Source organism: Rheinheimera sp. SA_1 (assembly GCF_001669775.1).
Taxonomy (GTDB): Bacteria; Pseudomonadota; Gammaproteobacteria; order Enterobacterales; family Alteromonadaceae; genus Pararheinheimera.
In genome coordinates, this window is the sequence record NZ_LXWK01000011.1 from 311,717 (window position 1) to 333,404 (window position 21,688).

The 21,688-nt window shown below is 49.2% G+C and carries 19 protein-coding genes and 4 tRNA genes; 18 read left to right on the forward strand and 5 right to left on the reverse strand.

Annotated elements, in window-relative coordinates; all coding sequences use genetic code 11:
• Positions 1–14: 14 nt before the first annotated feature.
• Entirely contained in the window at positions 15–1,262 is a 1,248-nt protein-coding gene (gene hemA, locus A5320_RS02545) for a glutamyl-tRNA reductase (RefSeq protein WP_068060506.1), read from the reverse strand.
• Positions 1,263–1,486: 224 nt separating this feature from the next.
• Here hemA and lolB point away from each other — a divergent pair, with 224 nt between their 5' ends.
• The 6 genes from lolB (at position 1,487) to ychF (ending at position 6,584) form a co-directional block, all read left to right on the forward strand.
• On the forward strand, positions 1,487–2,095 hold the full coding sequence (gene lolB, locus A5320_RS02550) for a lipoprotein insertase outer membrane protein LolB (RefSeq protein ID WP_068060508.1): 609 nt from the start codon (positions 1,487–1,489) through the stop codon (positions 2,093–2,095).
• A complete protein-coding gene (gene ispE, locus A5320_RS02555) occupies positions 2,092–2,976 on the forward strand; it encodes a 4-(cytidine 5'-diphospho)-2-C-methyl-D-erythritol kinase (protein ID WP_068060511.1) in 885 nt (294 codons plus the stop codon). Before lolB ends, ispE begins: the two co-directional genes overlap by 4 nt.
• Before the next feature lie 80 nt (positions 2,977–3,056).
• Positions 3,057–3,992 carry a ribose-phosphate pyrophosphokinase gene (locus A5320_RS02560; protein ID WP_240652893.1) on the forward strand — a complete coding sequence of 312 codons (936 nt, stop codon included), beginning with the start codon at positions 3,057–3,059 and terminating at the stop codon, positions 3,990–3,992.
• Between the two features lie 210 nt (positions 3,993–4,202).
• Positions 4,203–4,802, forward strand: a complete 600-nt coding sequence (locus A5320_RS02570) for a 50S ribosomal protein L25/general stress protein Ctc (protein ID WP_068060520.1) — start codon at positions 4,203–4,205, stop codon at positions 4,800–4,802.
• A gap of 2 nt (positions 4,803–4,804) precedes the next feature.
• Positions 4,805–5,398, forward strand: coding sequence for an aminoacyl-tRNA hydrolase (gene pth, locus A5320_RS02575; protein ID WP_068060523.1), 594 nt, complete (start codon positions 4,805–4,807; stop codon positions 5,396–5,398).
• Between the two features lie 94 nt (positions 5,399–5,492).
• Positions 5,493–6,584 carry a redox-regulated ATPase YchF gene (gene ychF, locus A5320_RS02580; protein ID WP_068060527.1) on the forward strand — a complete coding sequence of 364 codons (1,092 nt, stop codon included), beginning with the start codon at positions 5,493–5,495 and terminating at the stop codon, positions 6,582–6,584.
• 119 nt (positions 6,585–6,703) lie between these two features.
• Here the strand turns inward: ychF and A5320_RS02585 are convergent, their stop codons facing one another.
• A complete protein-coding gene (locus tag A5320_RS02585; protein WP_068060530.1) occupies positions 6,704–8,272 on the reverse strand; it encodes a POT-type proton-dependent oligopeptide transporter in 1,569 nt (522 codons plus the stop codon).
• A 295-nt stretch (positions 8,273–8,567) separates the two neighbouring features.
• Here A5320_RS02585 and A5320_RS02590 point away from each other — a divergent pair.
• The 4 genes from A5320_RS02590 (at position 8,568) to A5320_RS02605 (ending at position 8,986) form a co-directional block, all read left to right on the forward strand.
• Positions 8,568–8,644, forward strand: a tRNA-Met gene (locus A5320_RS02590).
• A gap of 23 nt (positions 8,645–8,667) precedes the next feature.
• Positions 8,668–8,752: transfer RNA gene (locus A5320_RS02595), tRNA-Leu, on the forward strand.
• A gap of 27 nt (positions 8,753–8,779) precedes the next feature.
• A tRNA-Gln gene (locus A5320_RS02600) sits at positions 8,780–8,854 on the forward strand.
• Positions 8,855–8,911: 57 nt separating this feature from the next.
• Positions 8,912–8,986 (forward strand) — tRNA-Gln (locus A5320_RS02605).
• A 118-nt stretch (positions 8,987–9,104) separates the two neighbouring features.
• On the opposite strand, the gene A5320_RS02610 is transcribed toward A5320_RS02605, so the two are convergent.
• Complete coding sequence (locus A5320_RS02610) at positions 9,105–10,292, reverse strand: FAD-dependent oxidoreductase (protein ID WP_082971492.1); 1,188 nt, start codon at positions 10,290–10,292, stop codon at positions 9,105–9,107.
• Between the two features lie 189 nt (positions 10,293–10,481).
• Here A5320_RS02610 and A5320_RS02615 point away from each other — a divergent pair, with 189 nt between their 5' ends.
• From A5320_RS02615 to A5320_RS02635, 5 genes are all read left to right on the forward strand, one after another.
• Positions 10,482–11,126 (forward strand): peroxiredoxin-like family protein, encoded by a 645-nt coding sequence (locus tag A5320_RS02615; RefSeq protein ID WP_068060536.1) that lies wholly within the window; start codon positions 10,482–10,484, stop codon positions 11,124–11,126.
• 291 nt (positions 11,127–11,417) lie between these two features.
• Entirely contained in the window at positions 11,418–12,308 is an 891-nt protein-coding gene (gene aguB, locus A5320_RS02620; RefSeq protein ID WP_068060539.1) for an N-carbamoylputrescine amidase, read from the forward strand.
• Between the two features lie 135 nt (positions 12,309–12,443).
• Positions 12,444–13,565, forward strand: a complete 1,122-nt coding sequence (gene aguA / locus A5320_RS02625) for an agmatine deiminase (RefSeq protein WP_231916645.1) — start codon at positions 12,444–12,446, stop codon at positions 13,563–13,565.
• Positions 13,566–14,083: 518 nt separating this feature from the next.
• Positions 14,084–16,354, forward strand: coding sequence for a S8 family serine peptidase (locus tag A5320_RS02630; protein WP_068060545.1), 2,271 nt, complete (start codon positions 14,084–14,086; stop codon positions 16,352–16,354).
• A gap of 17 nt (positions 16,355–16,371) precedes the next feature.
• Complete coding sequence (locus tag A5320_RS02635) at positions 16,372–16,869, forward strand: hypothetical protein (RefSeq protein ID WP_068060548.1); 498 nt, start codon at positions 16,372–16,374, stop codon at positions 16,867–16,869.
• A 91-nt stretch (positions 16,870–16,960) separates the two neighbouring features.
• On the opposite strand, the gene A5320_RS02640 is transcribed toward A5320_RS02635, so the two are convergent.
• Entirely contained in the window at positions 16,961–18,775 is a 1,815-nt protein-coding gene (locus A5320_RS02640; RefSeq protein ID WP_068060551.1) for a DUF885 domain-containing protein, read from the reverse strand.
• A 199-nt stretch (positions 18,776–18,974) separates the two neighbouring features.
• Between A5320_RS02640 and A5320_RS02645 the strand changes: the two genes are divergently transcribed.
• Positions 18,975–19,253, forward strand: a complete 279-nt coding sequence (locus tag A5320_RS02645; protein ID WP_068060554.1) for a peptidylprolyl isomerase — start codon at positions 18,975–18,977, stop codon at positions 19,251–19,253.
• A 22-nt stretch (positions 19,254–19,275) separates the two neighbouring features.
• Positions 19,276–19,797, forward strand: coding sequence for a GNAT family N-acetyltransferase (locus A5320_RS02650; protein WP_068060556.1), 522 nt, complete (start codon positions 19,276–19,278; stop codon positions 19,795–19,797).
• A gap of 87 nt (positions 19,798–19,884) precedes the next feature.
• Here the strand turns inward: A5320_RS02650 and A5320_RS02655 are convergent, their stop codons facing one another.
• On the reverse strand, positions 19,885–21,165 hold the full coding sequence (locus A5320_RS02655; RefSeq protein WP_068060559.1) for a DEAD/DEAH box helicase: 1,281 nt from the start codon (positions 21,163–21,165) through the stop codon (positions 19,885–19,887).
• Positions 21,166–21,286: 121 nt separating this feature from the next.
• On the opposite strand from A5320_RS02655, the gene A5320_RS02660 reads away from it, so the two are divergent.
• A complete protein-coding gene (locus A5320_RS02660; protein WP_068060562.1) occupies positions 21,287–21,682 on the forward strand; it encodes a GIY-YIG nuclease family protein in 396 nt (131 codons plus the stop codon).
• Positions 21,683–21,688 lie beyond the last annotated feature (6 nt).

Sequence of the window (21,688 nt, forward strand, 5' to 3'; positions counted from 1 at the left end):
TAAGCTGTACCTGATTAAATATCTACTAAAAAATTGATCAAAGTTTTGGCTTCAACCTGTTCATCCTGCAATAAATGCCGGATGGTTTTGGTGGGCGCGTGCATCAATCTGTTACTGAGTTTAGTCGCTAATTCCTGCAACACCCGCTCGGCGTCCTGACCGCTGGCCAACTGATTCAGCGCCCGCTGCACTAATTCTGTTTTGACACTTTCACAACGTTCACGGTAATCGCGTACCCAGTCAATATTGTCCTGCAATTGCAGCCACTGACTAAATTCAGCAACACCCGCTGCGATCATTTGCTCGGCCTGAGTGGCAGCTTGCTGACGTGACTGCATATTTTGCGACACGATATTTTGTAAGTCATCGACTGTGTATAAATAGGCGTCTTCTAATTCACTGACCTGTGCTTCAATATCCCGCGGTACCGCTAAATCGACTAGAAACATCGGTTTATGCCGGCGCTTTTTCAGCGCCTGTTCGACCATGCCTTTGCCGACTATTGGCAAGGTACTGGCGGTAGAGCTAATCACCACGTCGGCATCCACCAACGCCTGTGGCACCTGCGCCAGACTGACCACCTGGCCGGAAAACTGTGCAGCCAGGGCTGCGGCTCTGTCATATGAGCGGTTCGCCACAGTCAACTGACTGGCGCCTTGTTCTAACAAATGTTTGGCCACCAGCTCAATCGTTTCACCGGCGCCAATCAGCAGCACTTTAACTTTATCGAGTTTACCGAAAATTTGTTTCGCCAGTGCCACTGCGGCAAAAGCCACCGACACCGCATTGGCACCAATCTCGGTATCGGTGCGCACTTGTTTCGCCACAGCAAAGGTTTTTTGAAACAACCGTTCAAATACCGGCTGAATGGCGCCAACCTGCCGCGACTGGCTATAAGCTTGTTTTACCTGGCCGAAAATCTGCGGCTCGCCGAGTACCAATGAATCTAAACCGGCGGCTACCCGCATTAAATGCGTCGCGGCAGCCTGGTCCTGATGCAAATACAAATGGCCTGCCACATCCGTCAGCTCCAACTGATGAAATTTGGCAAGCCATGCAATTACTTGTTTCGATTGCGCTTCAGTACCGCTAAAATACAGCTCGGTTCTGTTGCAGGTTGACACGATCACCGCGTCCGTCACTTGGGTTGCAGCTGCTAAATCCAGCAGCGCACCGGCCACTTGCTCCGGCGCAAAAGCCACTTGTTCGCGTAAGGCGACAGGTGCAGTTTTGTGATTGATCCCAAGCGCAAAGATAGTGATTCACCTGCTAATGCCGGCTAAAAAGCGGGCGACCTTCTGAATAAGGCGCGAATTGTACGAAAATAAGCTATGCAAGAAAAGAATTAACTTAATCGATGGCCCACGGCGTTTGATCTAGAGCCTGAGATTTCATGCCATTTATCGGCAAGATGTTCAGCAAGCGTGTGCTTTAAAAATGCTTACCTGTACTGCCCGAATGGCGGTCAGTCAAACAAGGATCTGATGTGACTCAATCGACCAAGCTGTGGTTACCGGTGTTGGTAGCCCTCTTCCTCAGCGGCTGCGCCAGCTGGCAGCAACCGAAAGTTGCCGAAATACCTTTACCGGCCCGCGAGCGCCAACAGCAACTTGCGACCTTAACTCAATTTGAACTCACTGCGTCACTTGGCGTAAAAGCACCCGGCGACAGTGTCAGTGGCAGCTTAAACTGGGTGCAACAAGATGAATTTTATACTGCTGATTTAAATAACTTTATCGGCATTAACATTTTCAAACTCCAAACCTCAGCCCAAGGCGCGCTGGTGCAAGTCAGCGGCGAAACTCATCAGGCGCAAAGTGCCGCCGCATTGCTGGATTATTTATCTGGCTGGTCACTGCCTATCGAAGAAATGCCGTTATGGCTTAAAGGCATGACCGGCAACAGCAGCAGCGATCTACGTTTTGATCCAATGGGCCGTTTGACCAGTTTTAGTTTGCTCGATAGCCAAAATCGCCGCTGGCAGGTCAGTTATCCGAAGTTTTTCCCGGACAGATTATCCCTGCCGCAACAGATTACCCTTGAATCCAGTGATACCCGGATAAAACTGGTGATCAGGCAATGGAAAATGTTATGAGTTCGCAGCAACCGACTTTCAAAAACAGCACCTTAACCCTTCCCGCTCCGGCAAAACTAAATCTGTTTTTGCATATCACCGGCCGGCGCGCCGATGGCTATCATCTGCTGCAAACCTTGTTTCAGATTCTGGATACCGGTGATGAAATTCAATTCAGCGCCAATCAAACCGGCGTCATTAAGCTAAGCTGCAACGATCTGAGCCTTGAAGGCAACGACAATCTGATTTACCGCGCTGCCTTAGCGTTAAAACCATACGCCGCAGCCGCCGCCGGTGTGGATATTTTCCTGCTAAAAAACCTGCCGATGGGCGGTGGTCTAGGGGGTGGTTCTTCCGATGCAGCCACCACTTTGCATGCGCTGAATAAACTATGGGATTTAGGGTTATCCATCGCTGAACTGGCTGCTATTGGTCTGAAATTGGGTGCTGACGTACCGCTTTTTGTTGAAGGCTACACCGCCTTTGCCGAGGGGGTTGGTGAAAAACTACAGCCAATGGCAATGCCTGAAAAAACCTATCTGGTTGTCACGCCTGCTTGCCATGTCAGTACTGCAGAAATCTTTACGCATCCGGATTTAATCCGTAACAGTCCGGTCATTTCGGCAGCTGATGTACTAAACTCAGAGCTGCAGAAAAACTGGCGCAATGACTGCCAATCACTGGTTGTACGTCTCTACCCGCTTGTTGCAATAACCTTACAGTGGTTGGTAGAATACGCGCCGTCTCGAATGACGGGTACTGGCGCCAGTCTGTTCGCTGAATTCCCGGACGAACTCAGTGCTCGTCGAGCCCTTGCCGACTTACCCGCCAACTGCCGTGGATTTGTCGCGCGAGGGGTCAACCGGTCGCCTTTATTGGCCGTGTTGGAACATGCCGTATAACGTGAAGCCGGGTTCGCCACCGCCTGGCTAAAGATTTTAACCGGACTCAAAACCGCCCTGAGGATCCTACCGTGCCCGACATGAAGATATTCGCTGGTAATGCCGTACCAGAACTCGCCAAGAAAATTGCCAGCCGTTTGTATATCAAACTGGGCGACGCCGAAGTCGGCCGATTCAGCGATGGAGAAGTCAGTGTGCAAATTAATGAAAACGTCCGTGGATCGGACGTTTTTATTATCCAGTCAACCTGCGCCCCGACCAACGACAATCTGATTGAACTCATTGTAATGGTAGACGCCCTGCGCCGCGCCTCTGCCGGCCGTATCACCGCTGTTATTCCATATTTTGGTTATGCCCGCCAGGACCGTCGTGTCCGCTCTGCCCGGGTGCCTATTACCGCCAAAGTTGTTGCTGACTTCCTGTCGAGCGTTGGTGTTGACCGCGTGCTGACCGTAGATCTGCACGCTGAACAAATTCAGGGTTTCTTCGATGTGCCGGTGGATAACGTGTTTGCATCTCCAGTATTGCTGGAAGACATGCGTAAACGTGAATTCCAGGCACCAGTGGTGGTATCACCGGATATCGGTGGTGTAGTGCGTGCCCGTGCAATTGCTAAACTGTTAAACGACGCCGATTTAGCCATCATCGATAAACGCCGGCCAAAAGCCAACGTCGCGCAAGTGATGCACATCATCGGAGACGTGAAAGATCGCGATTGTATTATCGTCGACGATATGATCGACACCGGCGGCACGCTCTGTAAAGCCGCTGAAGCGCTAAAAGAACAAGGCGCCCGTCGTGTGTTTGCATACGCCACGCACCCGGTATTCTCTGGCAACGCTGCGGAAAACATCGCCAATTCAGTGATTGACGAGCTAATCATCACCGATACCATTCCACTGTCAGCGGAAATGAAAGCCGTCAGCAAAGTTAAACAGCTGACCTTAAGCGAAATGATGGCCGAATGTATCCGCCGCATCAGCAATGAAGAATCCATTTCTTCGATGTTTGATTAAGCTTGATACAAATCGGGAAAAAGCAGGTTTTGCCTGCTTAAACCTGCTTTTTACTGACCTCTTCGATACAAAGGCGCTTAAGGCGCCTTTTTCATTTGCGGCATCTAATGCCCGGTGCTATTATGTCGCGCTTTTTTCCGCCAGCCGGAAGAAGCTTCTTTCTGGTTTTCTGGTCGCGGAAACCAGAGCAATTCATTTTTGGAGATAAACATGTCTAACGCCATTTACACGTTAAATGCTGAAGTTCGTAACGACCTGGGGAAAGGTGCGAGCCGCCGCCTGCGTCACGCGGACAAAGTTCCAGCTATCATCTACGGTGGCTCTGCAGCCCCTGTATCTATCACGCTGGAGCACAATAAACTGATCCAGGCTCAAGCCAACGAAGGTTTCTACACGCACATCCTGACTATCAACGTCGGTGGTGAAGAAGTGAAAGCAATCGTTAAAGCTATGCAACGTCACCCGTTCAAACCAAAAGTAACTCACGTTGACTTCCAACGCGTTGAAGCTGGTCATGAACTGCACACTGTTGTTCCTGTACACTTCATCAACGAAGCTGCTGCAGTGAAAAAAGGTGGTGTTGTTGCTCACCATATCAACGAACTGGCTATCACAGTTCTGCCACAAAACTTACCTGAATTCATCGAAGTGGATTTAGCTGATGTTGAAGTTGGTGTAACTCTGCACTTATCAGACCTGAAAGTTCCAGCTGGCGTAGTTATCGCTGAACTGGCTAAAGGCGCTGGTCATGACCAGGCGGTTGTTTCTGTAAACAAACCAGCTGGTAAAGCAGACGACGCTGCTGAGTAATAATGACTGAAGCAATTCAGTTAGTCGTGGGCCTGGGAAATCCGGGCCCCGAATACAGCAATACACGTCACAACGCAGGCCAGTGGTTCGTTGAACAACTGGCCCGTCGTTTTAATACTTCTCTCAAAGCCGAAGCCAAGTTTTATGGCCTGACCGGCAAGTTCCTGTTCGAAGGCCGTGAAATCAAGTTATTGGTGCCGACGACCTACATGAACTTAAGCGGCAAAGCGGTTCTCGCCCTGGCGCAGTTTTACAAAATTCCACCCGAAGCTATTCTGGTTGCGCATGATGAAATGGCGCTGGAACCAGGCATTGCCAAGCTGAAACTCGGTGGTGGCCACGCCGGCCATAATGGCTTAAAAGATATTGCCGCCAATTTTGGCAATAATCCGAATTTTTATCGCCTGCGACTGGGTATTGGCCATCCGGGTCATAAAGACAAAGTCACAGGTTATGTGCTCGGCAAAGCGCCGCAGCAAGAGCAAAAGCTGATTGAAGATGCGCTGGACGAAAGTCTGCGCTGTTTTGAGCTTTGGCAACAGCAGGATCTGGTGAAAGCCCAGCACCGGTTACATAGTTTTAAAGCCGCGGTTTAGCATTTGCTGTAACAGCCGCAAGCACTGAAGCTGTAGGTTTCGGTACAATTTCGATTTCGCAGGCACGCCTGTATTCAGTTCAAAGGATCATCTCATGGGTTTTAAATGTGGCATCGTTGGTTTACCAAACGTCGGTAAATCTACTTTATTCAACGCGTTGACCAAAGCAGGCATTGAAGCGGCCAACTTCCCGTTTTGTACCATTGAACCAAACACCGGCGTAGTGCCAGTGCCGGATCCACGCTTGCAGCAACTGGCTGCCATCGTCAATCCGCAGCGTATTTTGCCAACCACCATGGAATTTGTGGATATCGCTGGTTTAGTCAAAGGCGCTTCCAAAGGTGAAGGTTTGGGCAATAAATTCCTGGCTAACATCCGCGAAACTGATGCCATCGGCCATGTCGTGCGTTGTTTTGAAGATGACAACATCATCCACGTTGCCAATAAAATTGATCCGGCCGACGATATCGATACCATCAATATGGAACTGGTATTGTCAGATATGGATAGCGCTGATAAAGCCATTTTCCGCGTCAGCAAAAAAGCTAAGGCCGGTGACAAAGACGCCAAAGCTGAAATTGAAGTACTGGAAAAAATCAAAAAACATCTGGAAGAAGGCCTGACTTTGCGTCAGCTGGATTTATCCGATGATGAAAAAGCCTTAGTTTCATATATGAATTTCTTAACCATCAAGCCGACGATGTATATCGCCAACGTGCTGGAAGATGGTTTTGAAAATAACCCGCACTTAGATGTCGTTCGCGCCATCGCCGCCAAAGAAGGCGCTATTGTGGTTGCCATCTGCGCCGCGATTGAGTCTGAAATTGCTGAGCTGGAAGACGAAGAAAAAGCTGAGTTTTTAGAGTCTATGGGTTTGGAAGAACCAGGCTTAAACCGTGTTATTCGTGGCGGTTATTCGCTGTTGAACCTGCACACCTACTTCACTGCTGGTGTAAAAGAAGTTCGCGCCTGGACTATTCCGGTTGGTGCCACTGCACCACAAGCTGCTGGCGTGATCCACACTGACTTCGAACGTGGTTTTATTCGCGCTCAGGTCGTCGCTTTTGATGACTTTATCGCCTGTAACGGTGAAGCTGGCGCCAAAGAAGCCGGTAAGCTGAAAGTGGAAGGTAAAACCTACGTCTGTAAAGACGGCGACGTGATGCATTTCTTGTTTAACGTCTAAGCTTTTAGCGTCTATACCATTAAGGACTAGACGATCCAGCTTATAAAACAAAGCCACCTTGCGGTGGCTTTGTTGTTTTTGGATAAAGGCAAATCAGCCGCATGGTTTGCCAGTATCTCTTACCCCACTGGTCGGTAATTATCCTGCATCGGATAACTTCTGGCATAAAGCGCGAAGATCGTCGCCGCCAACAATGCGAAAGCAGCAAAAAAGAACATCAGAAACGCCGTTTCACTCAAGCCACTTTGCACCACCTGCGCCGTCACCGTCGGGGTTTTAATGCTGTTATTGGCCAGCAATACCCAAAGGTTACCGACCGTGACCGACAAGTTCCAGAAACTGGTGATGGTGCCTTTCATCGCCGCCGGTGCCTGACTATAGGCAAATTCCAATCCGGTGGCCGATACCAGCACTTCGCCCATCGTCAAAAGCGCGTACGGAAGGATTTGCCACATGATATTCATTGGCGTGCCCAAATCCATCATCAGCTGAATACTGCCAATCACAATCCAGCTGACGCCGGTCACCGCAATGCCAGCACCCATTTTGCGCAACGAGGTTAATTGCACACCGCATCTTTCCAGAAATGGATAAAGCACCAGATGATTAAAAGGAATAAGGATCATCACCAGCGCCGGATTCAATGCCTGCATCATCGCTGGTTCAAACCATTCAGGTTTTACCATATCATTAGCCTGCAAAATCCAGGTCGAAGCTTTTTGGTCGAACAAGGACCAGAATGGTGTCACCAGTGCGAATAAAATCAAAATTCTAAGTACCGAACGTACACCATCCACAGCATGATCAGGATGCACACCACGCGCGCGCTCTAGTTGCAACGCAGCACCTGCCCCACCAAAACCCATAATCAGCACCAGCGCCAGACAAAGCGCCGCCACAATACCGAGCGAGCTCATTTGCGACAAGGCATACACCGCTAACGCACCGCCAACAATAGCCACATACAAACCGCTATTGGTCTGCCCGGCTTGTTTAGCCATTAGCGCGGTACGGATCACTGGTAAAAAACCATGGGGATTTTTCGGCTCCGGTGGCACGTTGACGTATCGTTTGCGGCCTAACCAGAAAAATAACGTCGCGATAAACATCAGAATGCCAGGAATACCAAAGGCAACAGCGGCGCCATAATATTTCAGCAGCAGCGGCATAAATAACGACGCGAAAAATGAGCCGAAGTTAATAGTGAAATAGAACCAGTCAAAGGCTTTGCGCGCTAACGTCTTATTGCTTTGGTCAAATTGGTCACCCATAAAGGATGACACCAAAGGTTTAATGCCGCCGGATCCCAACGCAATTAAGAATAAGCCGGTATAAAACCCTTGCACACTGTGTTCAAAAATGGCGAGAAAGGCATGGCCGATACAGTAAATCAGGCTTAGCCATAAAATCGTGTTGTACTTGCCGAACAGCCGGTCGGCCAGGTAGCCGCCTAATAAAGGAAAAAAGTACACCCCGATGACAAATGAGTGGAACACGTCTTTGGCAGCTCCGGCGCGGAGCTCTTCCGGAATAGCCAACAACAAGGCAGTCATTAAAAATGGCGTCAGAATATTGCGCATGCCATAAAAGCTAAAACGCTCGCAGGCTTCACTGGCAATAATGTACGGCAGTTGCCTTGGCCAGCGTGGTGGTGCTGTGGTGTTGGCGGTGGTCGTTGAGGTCGACATCAATTCTCCTGTAATATTTTTTATGCAATTGCATAAATTAGCAGTCTTGGCTGCAGTCGGAACGCTGATTTGGATGCAGCGTCGGGTTGGATACTAACGGAATTAATACCGAAACCCCATCTTTTATCAGCTGAATTTGCCTGGATTCGCGGCAAAATTGACCGAGATGTCAACAATCTGGATAGAATTTCAGCAATCAAACGCAAAGCGCTTTAATGCGGTAAAAAAACGGTTGACGATGAAAATGCATCTGAGCATAATACGCGCCACTTGCTTAGGACAACTAAGACATAGTGGCTACATAGCTCAGCTGGTTAGAGCACAGCACTCATAATGCTGGGGTCGCAGGTTCGATTCCCGCTGTAGCCACCACTTAATTTGTTCGTCCAGTGTATGCGGAAATGGCGAAATTGGTAGACGCACTGGATTTAGGTTCCAGCGCCGCGAGGCGTGAGAGTTCGAGTCTCTCTTTCCGCACCAAGCAAGTAAGAATTCTGCAGTTTCTGCAGGGGTATAGCCAAGCGGTAAGGCAGCGGGTTTTGATCCCGCCATTCTGGGGTTCGAATCCCTGTACCCCTGCCATTAATTTTAGTGGCAGTATGGTCATCAGTTCATACGTTTAAGTCACATGTTTTCTGCAGGGGTATAGCCAAGCGGTAAGGCAGCGGGTTTTGATCCCGCCATTCTGGGGTTCGAATCCCTGTACCCCTGCCATTCTTTGATAACCCAGCTTCGGCTGGGTTTTCTTTTTTCCGGGGTCAGAGTCAATTGTTAACAGTCTCCTGTTAACAATTGACTCTGACCCCGTTTGTTAATTTGTTACTGATCCCAGTTACTTCAACCCTGCCGCATAAGCACCGACCCAGGCTTTTAACGGCCCGGCATTGGCGGCGAGCGTTAACCCTGCTTTACGCGCAAACCGAAACAGCGGTGATGTGCTGTTAAACAACTGATAAAAACCATCCATCGCCGACATCATCAATAAATTAGCATTTTTCCGTTGCTGCTGGTATTTTGCCAGCAATACTGAGTTCGCCGGATCCTCACCAGCAGCCATTGCCGCCAGCACCAGTTCTGCCAATACCTTGGCATCGGCAAAGCCTAAGTTCACACCCTGCCCGGCTAACGGATTAATGGTATGCGCCGCATCACCGACCAACACCACTCTGCCAGCGCTGTATCGGTTTGCATGCATCCGGGTCAGCGGGAACCAGCCTTGTTGTAGTACTTTCACTTTGCCGAGCTTTTCCGGGAAATGCTGCTGAATTTGCTGGGCAAGCTCGTCACGATTAAGCGCTGCCAGCTGTTTGACCCGTTGCTGACTGTCGTACCAGACCAAAGAACCCATAGCGCCTGGTAGCGGTAAAAATGCCCTTGGCCCTTGTTCGGTAAATTGCTGCCAGGTGATGTCTTGCTGGGCGTATTCGGTTTCAACTGTGGCGACCAGACAACCCTGCTGATATTGCCAGCCATTGCTGCCGATGCCGGCCAAAGTGCGCAGCTGCGAGGTACCACCATCAGCAGCTATTAACAACCGACCCCGAATTTCACCAAATTCCTGAGTCTGCAGGCTGGCGTAGTTGCTTTCTTGTTGTAGTGAAACAATGGTCGCCGGGCAAAATACCGAAAGTTCGGCGGGAAACTGCTGCCATAACGCCGCCTGAATTTGATTGTTTTCAATGATATGCCCAAGATGCGGCTGCTTGATTTCTTCGGCGGTAAAGGTCAATTCGGCGCCAGTTACCTTACCGTCAGTAGCTTCAAAGGCTTGCAGGCGTTGATACGGACAAAGCCGCTGTGGCGGAATGGCCTGAAAGGCGCCAAGTTCGCTCAGCCATTGTTCGCTGCGCCGGTTAACTGCGCTGACCCGTAAATCAACCGGCGCAACTGCCGAGAGTTGTGGCGACAGCTGTGGTGGATTAGTTTTTTCCAGCAAGGCGACTTTCAGCCCGCTTTGACTAAACTTCAGCGCCAGCGACGCCCCGACCATGCCCCCACCGACTATCACTACATCAAACACGGCTGCACCTTTATTTAAATCTGGATCAATTTTCTGCTGTTAGCAGAAGCTTTCTGCCTGGCATTCTAACTGAGAATTAGCGGCCTTCTGCCAAGCAGGATCAAATTAATCAATAATTTTGGCCTCGGCTGAAAGAAATTCCTGCCCAGATCGTTCTTATCGGGCACTTCTGCTCATAAAGGATTTTCGATGACCATTTTACAAAAAACCACCAAGCTGCTCGCCTTAACATTTTTTTCTGCCTCGGCATTTTTTTCCACTGCCGCAGAAATTGCTACCAGCCCGGACACTGTACGTCCTTTATTAAACGGCATGACAGTGCCAGCGATTTCGGTGCTGGATCAAGCCGGAAAAACCGTTGATTTAACCGCAACTATCAAGCAAAAACCAACGGTACTGGTGTTTTACCGTGGCGGCTGGTGCCCATATTGCAATACGCAGCTTGCTGGCCTGCAACAAGTGGAAGGCGAATTTGCCAAACTTGGCTATCAGATTATTGCCATCAGCCCGGAAGCGCCGCTCGCCGTCAGTAAATCACAACAATCGACCAAAGACGTTGCTTTAAGTTATACCCTGCTGTCGGATGAAAAACTCAGTGCCGCCAAAGCCTTTGGTATCGCTTATTACCTGGATGCCAAAACCACTGCTTTATACAAAGGCAGTTATGGTATCAACTTAACCTATGACAGCACCGGCCAGGCGGTATTGCCGGCACCGGCAGTCTATGTGTTGAATACCAAAGCTGAAGTGCAGTTTAGTTATGTCCATATCAACTATAAAACCCGATTGCAGCCGGAGTTACTGCTGTTAGCAGCAAAACTTGCCAAAGGTTAGGCTATTGTTCTACTGCCATGTGGTGATCCATCATCACCACTTGGCAGGTCAGATCCCGCATAAAAATCCCATCTTTATTCAGATCTCCGACATAACAATTCCCAGCTGATTCAATCAGCTGCCAAAGCCAAATCTGTCACCAAAAATGCGTTGACGTGCGGCGAAAAATCCGGCATTTTGCGCGCCCACACTGCTTTAGCCAGCGAGCATCCGATGCAGAAGTTTTGCCGTCAGCAGGGTTTATGGCTAAAGTAATGTTTTCTTTTTTCCTTTTGCTTTGGAGAATGTTGCATGCGTAACGTTACAGTTGCCGCCACCCAGATGATTGGTGGCTGGAATGTCGAAGAAAATATCGCCCGTGGCGAAAAACTGGTACGTGAAGCGGCCAGCCAGGGTGCGCAGATTATCCTGTTACAGGAACTGTTTGAACGTAACTATTTCTGCCAGAAGCAAAAACCTGATTATCTGAATTTTGCCGTGCCGCTGGAAGAAAACGCTGCCTTTTTGCATTTCCAGAAAATCGCCAAAGAACTCAAAGTGGTATTGCCAATCAGCTTTTATGAGCGCGCTGGCAACTGCCTGTACAACAGCGTCGCAGTTGTCGATGCCGATGGTTCTTACCTCGGTACTTACCGCAAAAGCCATATTCCGGATGGCCCTGGCTATAGCGAAAAATACTATTTCACCCCGGGCGATACCGGTTTTAAAGTCTGGGATACTGCATATGCTAAAATCGGTATCGGTATTTGCTGGGATCAGTGGTTCCCTGAGTGTGCCCGCAGCATGGCACTGATGGGCGCAGAGCTGTTGTTCTACCCTACCGCTATCGGTAGTGAACCACATGACCCAACCATTTCATCACGCGACCACTGGCAGCGCACGCAACAAGGCCATGCCGCAGCTAACTTAGTGCCGTTGATTGCGTCCAACCGGATTGGTACTGAAAGCGAAGATGATTTCTCTATCACTTTCTACGGCAGCTCGTTTATTGCCGACCAGTCTGGTGCCAAAGTGCAGGAAGCTGACGAAGTCAGCGAAGCGGTACTGGTGCACACCTTTGATTTAGACGCACTGGCGCATATCCGTCGCAGCTGGGGTGTGTTCCGTGACCGTCGCATCGATATCTTCGATACGCTGTTGACCAAAGATGGCAAAACAGTGCCGCGCAATAGCGCAGAGTGACAGAGCTGAGTAACATAGCTGAATAACAGCAACAGCGCAACGCACCACTCTATTTAACTCAGTTCAGGCCGGATTTATCTGGCCTGATGTCATTTCAAAGTAGAAGGCAATCCTTCCCAAATGCAGGATCTTGACGTGAGCGGATATATTTCTGATCGAACCTTAACCAGCACCCCACGCGCTGATGGTTTTTATATGCCAGCCGAATGGGCGACGCACAAGCAAACCTGGCTGGTGTGGCCGGAGCGCACCGATAACTGGCGTTTGGGTGCCAAGCCAGCGCAGCAAGCCTTTTGTGCTGTTATTCGCGCCATCGCCCGGTTTGAACCGGTAACGGTGATGGCATCAGCCCGCCAGTTTGCCAATGCCCAGGCGCAGCTGAGCCTTGAAGCGACGACTCACCCAATCCGGGTCATTGAAGTTTCCAACAACGACTCCTGGTGTCGCGACACTGGCCCAACTTTTGTCACCAATGGCACCGAAGTACGGGGTGTCGACTGGACATTTAACGCCTGGGGCGGCCTCAATGGCGGTTTGTATTTCCCTTGGGATCTGGATGATCAAGTGGCACAAAAGGTGCTGAATGTCGAAGGCATGGCCCGTTATCGCACCGAAGGTTTTGTGCTGGAAGGTGGCGCCATTCACACCGATGGTGAAGGCACTTTGCTGACCACCGCCGAGTGTTTATTAAACCCCAACCGCAACCCGGATTTGACCAAAGCGCAAATCGAACAGCAACTGTCGGATTATTTAGGTATCGACAAAGTGATTTGGCTCGAAGACGGCATCTTTAACGATGAAACCGACGGCCATGTCGACAATATGTGCTGCTTTATCCGCCCGGGTGAAGTACTGCTGGCCTGGACAGACGATAAGTCCGATCCACAATACGCCCGCTCGAAAGCTGCGCTGGAAGTACTGGAAAACAGCACTGACGCCAAAGGCCGCAAGTTTATTATTCATAAACTGCCGGTACCGGGCCCGTTGCTGGCCAAAGCTGAAGAATACGCCTCGGTCGATTTAACCGGCGCAGCCACACCACGGGAAGCCGAAGCGCGTTTAGCGGGCTCTTACATCAATTTTTATTTATGTAATGGCGGTCTGGTATTACCTACGTTTGATGACCCGATGGACGCAGTGGCGGTGGAGCTTTTAAGTAAAATCTTCCCACAACATCAAATCGTCACAGTACCAGGTCGGGAAATTCTGCTTGGTGGCGGTAATGTGCACTGCATTACCCAGCAACAACCGGCCTGAAACACTCGGTATCACTATTCGTTTAGCAACACATAGCTGTGCATCTGTTAGCTGAGCAACGACTCGATGAGTCACTAACAAAGGTGGGGTAACCCACCTTTGTTCTATCCGATATCAGTTCTTTTGACACTTCTTTGATCACACCTTATGTCGCAGGTACCACCCGCATAACCAGCGTCAGCGATCCGATACATAACCGCAATCATCGCTTTCACAGATAACGACACTTATTGGCAGTCATCCCCCATGGTTCCGTCAGCAAAACACCGGTTTATAGCCCTTGGCACTTGTTTCTGAAATCTATAAAAATTCGCAAAAAAAAATAAATTAACCACATGATTTATATATAAAATAAATGTTCCGTCAGTTTGTGTATACAAAATGCAAGGTTAATTTTTAAGCACTTAGTTCCATCACACAAAATTACATATGGCAATCAAATTAACTATGGTGGTAGCATCCGGACGCATTTTTATTACATCATTAACCAAAACAAATAAACGTATCCAAGGAACTGTATGCAACTTGTAAGAAAATCGATGCTATCAGCCGCAGTTTTGCTGGCATTAACCGCTTGTAATGGTAGCGGCGATAACAATATCGGCCCTAACACAGCGCCATCTGCAATCAGCGGCACCAAAATGTGGATCCCGGTACAAGGCACCTTCAAAGCGTCCGACGCCGACAGCGATCCTTTATCAATTGTATCTATTTCCGAAGGCTCAAATACAATTGCCGCTCAGAATGGTGTGTATCAGCTGAGCAACGGTACCCTGACAGTTAATGGTCTGAATTTTGTGTTTACCCCGACCAAAAATACCGCCAGCAGCATTACTTTCACTGTTTCTGACGGTGAATTGCGCAATAGCAATACTCTCACTATCTCAGCTGCGGCAGGCGATCCATTGCAATCACAACAATGGGCACTGAAGAATACCGGTCAACGTGCTTACTCATTGGGCGAATCAGCTCTGGCATACATGGTTGATCTCTATAAGAGCATTGGCCAGGACGAAGCGACTGCCAAAAAATCTGCGGCCGCTCAAATGGCTAAATGGGAACAAGTATTAGTACCAGGTCAGGATATGAACGTGCCAGCGGCCTATGCTCTGGGCGCAACCGGCCAAAATACCATCGCAGTGGTGGTAGATTCAGGTTTGGAACTTGCTCACGAAGATTTAGAAGCAAACATTCTGCCGAATCGTTCACTGAACTTTATCGCCAATGTTGCTAAGCCAACAGATCCAAGCCCAACATCTGCCCGTGGTGACCATGGTACCAGCGTTGCCGGACTTATCGCCGCCGTAGGCTGGAATGGTAAAGGCGGTCACGGTGTGGCGCCGGACGCAAAATTAATTGGCATGAACTATTTGTCCGCCCAGACCGATCTGGCCTATTTCCTGTCACATGGTATTCCAGGCAGCGGCATTGAATCATCAGAACCTTTAGCTGTGTTTAACCGCAGCTACGGTATAACTCACCCTGGTGCTCTGGAATATGATGTGCTGGACGAAGCCGTTCAACAATTTTCTTCGGTTGAACTTCGTAACGGCAAAGGCGCAGTCAACACCAAATCCAGTGGCAACAGTTTCCGCAGCGGCAGCCGCGAAAACAACCTGTGCTCGGCCAACGGAGCAAGAACACTTGGTTTAACTTGCTACAACGGCAATATGGAACCTTCACAGGCGACGCCGTATTACATTTCGATTGGTTCAGTTAATTCTGATGGTAAACACACCAGCTACTCTACTGCTGGCGCCAACCTGTTTGTCGCGGCACCATCAGGCGAATATGGTGATACAGCACCGGCCATGGTGACAACCGATCAGATGACTTGTTTACGTGGTTACTCTAGCTTTGCCAATGCAGATTACTACGACACCGTTGTCGCCGATGAACCTGGTTATTTTGCTGCCTGGTACCCATTTAACACCCCTGGCCACGATGACAATCCAAGCTGTAATTACACTTCAAGCTTCAATGGTACTTCATCCGCAGCTCCAAACGCCGCTGGTGTAATCGCCTTAATGTTGTCTGCAAATCCAAACCTGAGCTACCGTGATGTGAAGCATATTCTGGCGGCCAGCAGCACCAAAGTGGATCCAACCAATGCCAAGGTCAAACTGACGTTAGCGGATGGTGAATTTGTCGCCCATGATGGTTGGGTTAAAAACAAAGCCGGATTTGAGCACAATAACTATTACGGTTTTGGTCGCGTGAATGCTGGTAAAGCTGTTGAACTGGCAAAATCTTACACCCGGAATCTGGGTGAGCTGAAAATGTCAGCTTGGGTTGCTGCTGCTCAACCACTGGCTCTGCCGGTACCTGATAACTCGGTCACTGGTGCCGAAATTAGTATCGAAGTCGCTGATGATATTACGCTGGAAGGTGCTCAGTTCAAATTTAACGTACTGAACGACGATATGACGTTGGCTGTAAATGCTCAAAATCAGCTGTACAAAGAGTTCCACACGACAGCAGGTATCGACCTCGCGATTGAAGTGACTTCACCACAAGGAACCCGCAGTGTACTGCTTAGTTCTAAACAAGCACTGGTGATGCCAGCTGCCGGTGAACTTTACTACCAACGGCATATCCTGAAAGATCATGTGTTTCTTTCGAACGCATTTTTCGGTGAAAAAGCCAAAGGTACCTGGAAAATCAAAGTATTGGATGCAAACGGTGCGGACATTAATGCCACAGGTGGCATCCTGAATACCAAAGGCTACCTGAATAACAAGCAACCAAGTGTCGTCACCAGTGCTGCGGTCCGGGTATTCGGCAATTAATTAGTGGAATGAATCAGATGAAATTATCAACTTTATTACTGGCAACTTTGGTTGCAACTACAACACCAGTTGCGCTTGCCCAGACTGCTGAATCGGAACCACAAACGACATTTGGCGTTTATCAGATCCAGCCAGGCCTGGTCGCAGTAACAGCTGAGAACACCGATGACAGACAAGTTGTTGAGAATGTTGGTGAAATGCAAGTGATCAATGTGCAACAACCTGCAGCCTCGAACAGAGTACAAACCAATGTGGTGGTGCGTAATGTGCTGAGTGGTGAACTGGCCGTCGTGACAGGTCGCATCAGCGTACTGAGCAATGATGCAGCCGCAGTCAAAGCTGCAGCTACCCGTCTGGGTCTGAAACAGTTACACAGCTTCAACAAAGGACAGGTACTGGTGTTGCAAGCGAGCGCCGATGCCGATTTATTAGCGCTGACCACCGCGCTGAAACAAGTAGGCGGCGTGACCAAAGTTAAACTTGATGTACTTGAAAACAAACAAGAAGCGCATTAACAGCGCTGGATAATAAAAACCCCACTGCGTGCAGTGGGGTTTCTTTTTTAGGCCTTATTTAATTTCCGTGCTGTTTCAGACGTTATTGCAACTAGGCTTTGGCCTTCGTATCACTGATATATTGCTCCACCACTCTTTGCAAAATCGTAATTGGCATCGAGCCATTTTTCAGCACCACATCATGAAAATCGGTCAGCTTAAACTTTTCACCGAGCTCGGTTTGCGCCTTGTTGCGAAGCTCAACAATTTTCAGCATGCCAATTTTGTAAGCACAAGCCTGGCCTGGCATCACGATATAGCGCTCAATTTCTGCTTCGACATCTGAAGCCGCCATGCCGGAATTACCGGCCATATATTCAATCGCTTGTTCGCGCGTCCAGCGATGATGGTGGATACCGGTATCAACCACTAAGCGGATGGCGCGGAATAATTCATCCTGTAACCGGCCTAAATCACCAAAAGGATCATCCTGATACAAACCACGCTCGGCCATCAACTGTTCGGTATAAAGCGCCCAACCTTCAGCGTACACGGTAAAGGGTAGAATTTTACGGAAGGTCGGCAAGCCTTGTAACTCTTGCTGAATGGCAATCTGGAAATGGTGACCAGGAATGCCTTCATGCACCGCCAACGTTTTCATGCTGAATTTTGGCGTGGCCTTGATGTTGTATAAATTGGCGTAAAACACCCCAGGGCGCGAACCGTCCATTGCTGGCGCATTGTAATAAGCACCTGGCGCAGTTTTTTCACTAAATTCCGGCACCCGTTGCACATCCATCGCTGCTTTGGGTCTGATATTAAAAGCGCCGTCTAAACGGGTATTGATATCCGCCAAAATGGTTTTATAGTCAGCCAGAATTTGTAACCGCGCTTCGGCCGTGTCCGGATACAGAAATCTTGGGTCGTCGCCCAAGGCTTTCATCATGGTCGGTACGTGATCACCGCTGATGCCTTGCGCCTGTAATGTGGTCAGCATCTGCTGCTGAATACGTGCCACTTCATCCAATCCCAGCTGATGAATTTGCGCTGGGGTTAAATCGGTGGTGGTGTGCTCTTTGAGCATATAAGCATAATAAGCCTCGCCATTGGGTAACTTCCACACTCCATCGTCGGTGGTGGTTTGTGGCAACAAGGCTTGCAGATATTCGGTTAAATGCTGATAAGCCGGTAACACCGAGCTTTCAATAGCCGTCGCAACCTTTTGTTTCAGCGCAGTGGCTGTTTCGGCGTCGATGCCTTCGATGGCATCTACTTTGCCAGCAAAGTGTTTATAGAGCAGCTGCTGATCAACCGGGCCTTTGGTAAAACCCTGCATCTCTGCCAGCACTTTTTCCAGCACAAAGCGTGGCGGGATCACGCCTTTATTAGCTCGGATCTGCAAATCTTCCACCACCTGCAAAAACACCCGGTTAAATTGATCTAGTCGTGCAATGTAATGTTCGGCGTCGGTTAAATCATGCAGTGGATGGCTGTTGACCATAAAATTTGGCAGGGCATTTTGTACGCCGAATAATTGGTTCACCGGATAACCATGGTACCGCCATTGCTCCCCTTCAGCACCGTGCGCCATAAACCATTCCAGCATGTCGTAACTGAGCTTTTCCTGCTCTGACATGGCGTTACGGTCGTATTGGCGCAATGTCGCCAAATCAGCTTTCAGCTTGGCTTGTTGCGCGTCGCCGGCTTGCTGCGAGCGGTCGTCCAGTTTGGCGTTATGGCTGCGAATGCCGATACTTTCCAGCATCCGTAATTGCGTGAGCAGTTCCGGGCTTTCTAAGCCAAATTCCAGAAATACCCGCTCATAAAACACCCGGCTGGAAAAGGGTTTAAACCAAATTGCGTTTACCGCCAGCACGGTGATTGCTGCCAAAATCAGCAGAAAAACTCTTAGTACCCACTTACCCATTTGTTCGTTTCCTTTTTTATTTTTATAAAACATAGCTTTACTAAGATTTGACCTGTTCTGTCAATTGCAAAGTGCATATTGCTTAAAAAAACCGCAGAAAACTGGTCTAAACAGATGCTGTTAACACGCGCTGTTTTCCATTAAACTGTGCGGCCGCGTCGCCGTGGCGCGCCTTGTTTGTACTGTAAGGAGTCATTGAATGGCTAAAGCCTGTGCTTGTCATATCCTGGTGAAAACCTCGGAAGAAGCCGAAAACCTGAAACAGCTGTTGGCAAAAGGTGCCAGTTTTCATGAGTTAGCCAAAAAACACTCGTTATGTCCGTCTGGTAAAAAAGGCGGTGATTTGGGCGAATTTCGCTCCGGTCAAATGGTAAAACCCTTTGATGACGTGGTGTTTAAAAAACCAATTCTGGAAATCCATGGTCCGGTGAAAACGCAGTTTGGTTTTCATTTGATCAAAACTTTATACCGCGCTTAACCACCCACTTTAAGGACCGATGATGCAACTTGCCCTTTGCCAGTTTGACACGGACGCTCAAGCGATCCTGGCAATTTTTAACCACGCCATTTTGCATACCACGGCCCTTTATGAATACAACCCCAGAACGATGGCGACCATGCAACAGTGGTTCGCCAACAAAGCGGCCGGCAATTTTCCGGTGTGGGGGTTGAAAAATGCCGAAGGTGAACTGGTTGCCTTTGGCAGTTATGGCACCTTCCGCGCTTTTCCGGCGTTTAAATATTCAGTGGAACATTCGGTTTATGTCCATCCTGAACATCAGGGAAAGGGTTATGGCCGGATGATGTTAGCGCAGCTGATTGAGTCTGCGCAGCAGCAGAACTATCACTTATTGATCGGTGGGATTGATGCCAGCAACAGCGGCAGTATCGCGCTACATCAAAAGCTAGGGTTTGTGCATAGCGGCACCATCACCCAGGCGGGCTTTAAATTTGGTCGTTGGCTGGATTTAGCCTTTTATCAGCTGACGCTGAGTACGCCGACCGAACCGGTTGACGGTTAAATAAACATTCGGGGTCAGAGTCAATTGTTAACAGAGTTCTGTTAACAATTGACTCTGACCCCGCAGTTAACACCCCGCAGTTAACAATTATTGCGGACGTTTTTTACCAAGGGCAACCGCTCGCAGTTTTGATTTTTCTATCGACAACTTCCGGCTGTTGCTCAAAGTTTTTTTCATTTTCACTTCGGCATCCGCCTGATCTTCTTTCGCTTTGCTGGAATGATTAAATTTCGGATTATGCTCATATCCAGGCAATACCTGCTGTTCAATCACCTGTTTAATCATTTTTTCAATCTGACTAAGCATCGGTAGATCATCTGGTGTCACCAGCGTTACCGCGAGCCCGAAACGACCAGCCCGACCGGTGCGGCCTATCCGATGCACATAATCTTCCGCTACATGCGGTAAATCGTAGTTCACCACTATTGGTAAATCTTCTATATCCAGGCCACGGGCGGCGATATCTGTCGCCACTAACACCCGCAGTTCACCCTTTTTAAAATCCTGCAGCACCTTGGTGCGGTGGCCCTGACTTTTATCGCCATGAATGGACGCCGCCTCGATACCGTCGAGCGCCAGCTGTTTACTTAAGCGGTCGGCGCCATGTTTAGTGCGGCTGAAAATCAACACTTGTTGCCAGTTCCGGGCGCCAATCACATGTGAAAGCATTTCGCGTTTACGCTGTGAATCCACCCGAAACGCCAATTGCTGTACCTGCACTGACGCCGAGTTGGCGGTTGCCACTTCAATCAGTTCCGGGCTGTTGAGTAAATTGTCAGCCAAGGCTTTAATATCATTCGAAAATGTCGCTGAAAACAACAATGTCTGCCGCTTGGGTGGTAACTTGGCCATAATGCGTTTGATATCGTGGATAAAGCCCATATCCAGCATGCGATCGGCTTCATCCAGCACCAGCACTTCCAGCTGATACAAGCTAATAGTACCCTGATGTAAATGGTCCAATAATCGACCCGGCGTTGCAATCAGAATATCCAAACCGCCATCCGCGGCATCCAGCTGCGGATTGATCGAGACGCCACCATAAAACACCGCAGTTTTCAGCGGTAAATGCCGGGCATAAGCAGCGATATTGTCCGCCACTTGCTGGGCTAATTCACGGGTCGGCGTCAGCACTAAACAACGAATTTGCTTTGGTTCCAGCGTTTTTGGCTGAGTAATGAGTTTTTGCAGAATAGGTAAAGTAAAAGCGGCCGTTTTGCCGGTGCCGGTCTGCGCACCACCCAGCACATCTTTGCCTTGTAAAATCACCGGAATGGTTTTTTGCTGAATTGGGGTTGGGCTTTGGTAGCCCTGCTCGGCGATTGCCTTTAAGATAAGCGCGTTTAACGCCAAATCTGCAAATTGCATAATTGTCCTTCAGAAACAAGGCAGATCCCGAGCATTCGGCGCTGCCAAAACGGCGGCCAGATGCGGGCGCCAATAAGGACGCGAGTATAGCAGAATCAACCTTTGCAGGATATCCAGCCTCATGGCAGAACTGTGCGACCACAATAAACCAGAAATACAGGCCATAGTGGGCGATGGCTCCAACCCTGCTAACCCCTGGTTTGTTTATCTGATCCGCACTCAGCAAGGCGTGCTTTACACCGGCATTAGTACCGACCCAGCCAGAAGGTTACGCCAGCATCAGGGTGAAATTATCGGCGGTGCCAAAGCACTGCGCGGCAAAGGCCCGCTGCAACTCGTTTGGCAATATCAGGCGCCTAATCGTAGTATCGCTAGTCAGTGGGAATTTCAGCTGAAAAAACTACCCAAAAAAGCCAAAGAGCAGTTGGTCAGTTTGTTGTGGCAACCGGATTTTTTAACCGCACCACACGAGCTTACCAAACCACTAACGAACTCGCCTGAACCGGCTTTTAAATAAGTACTT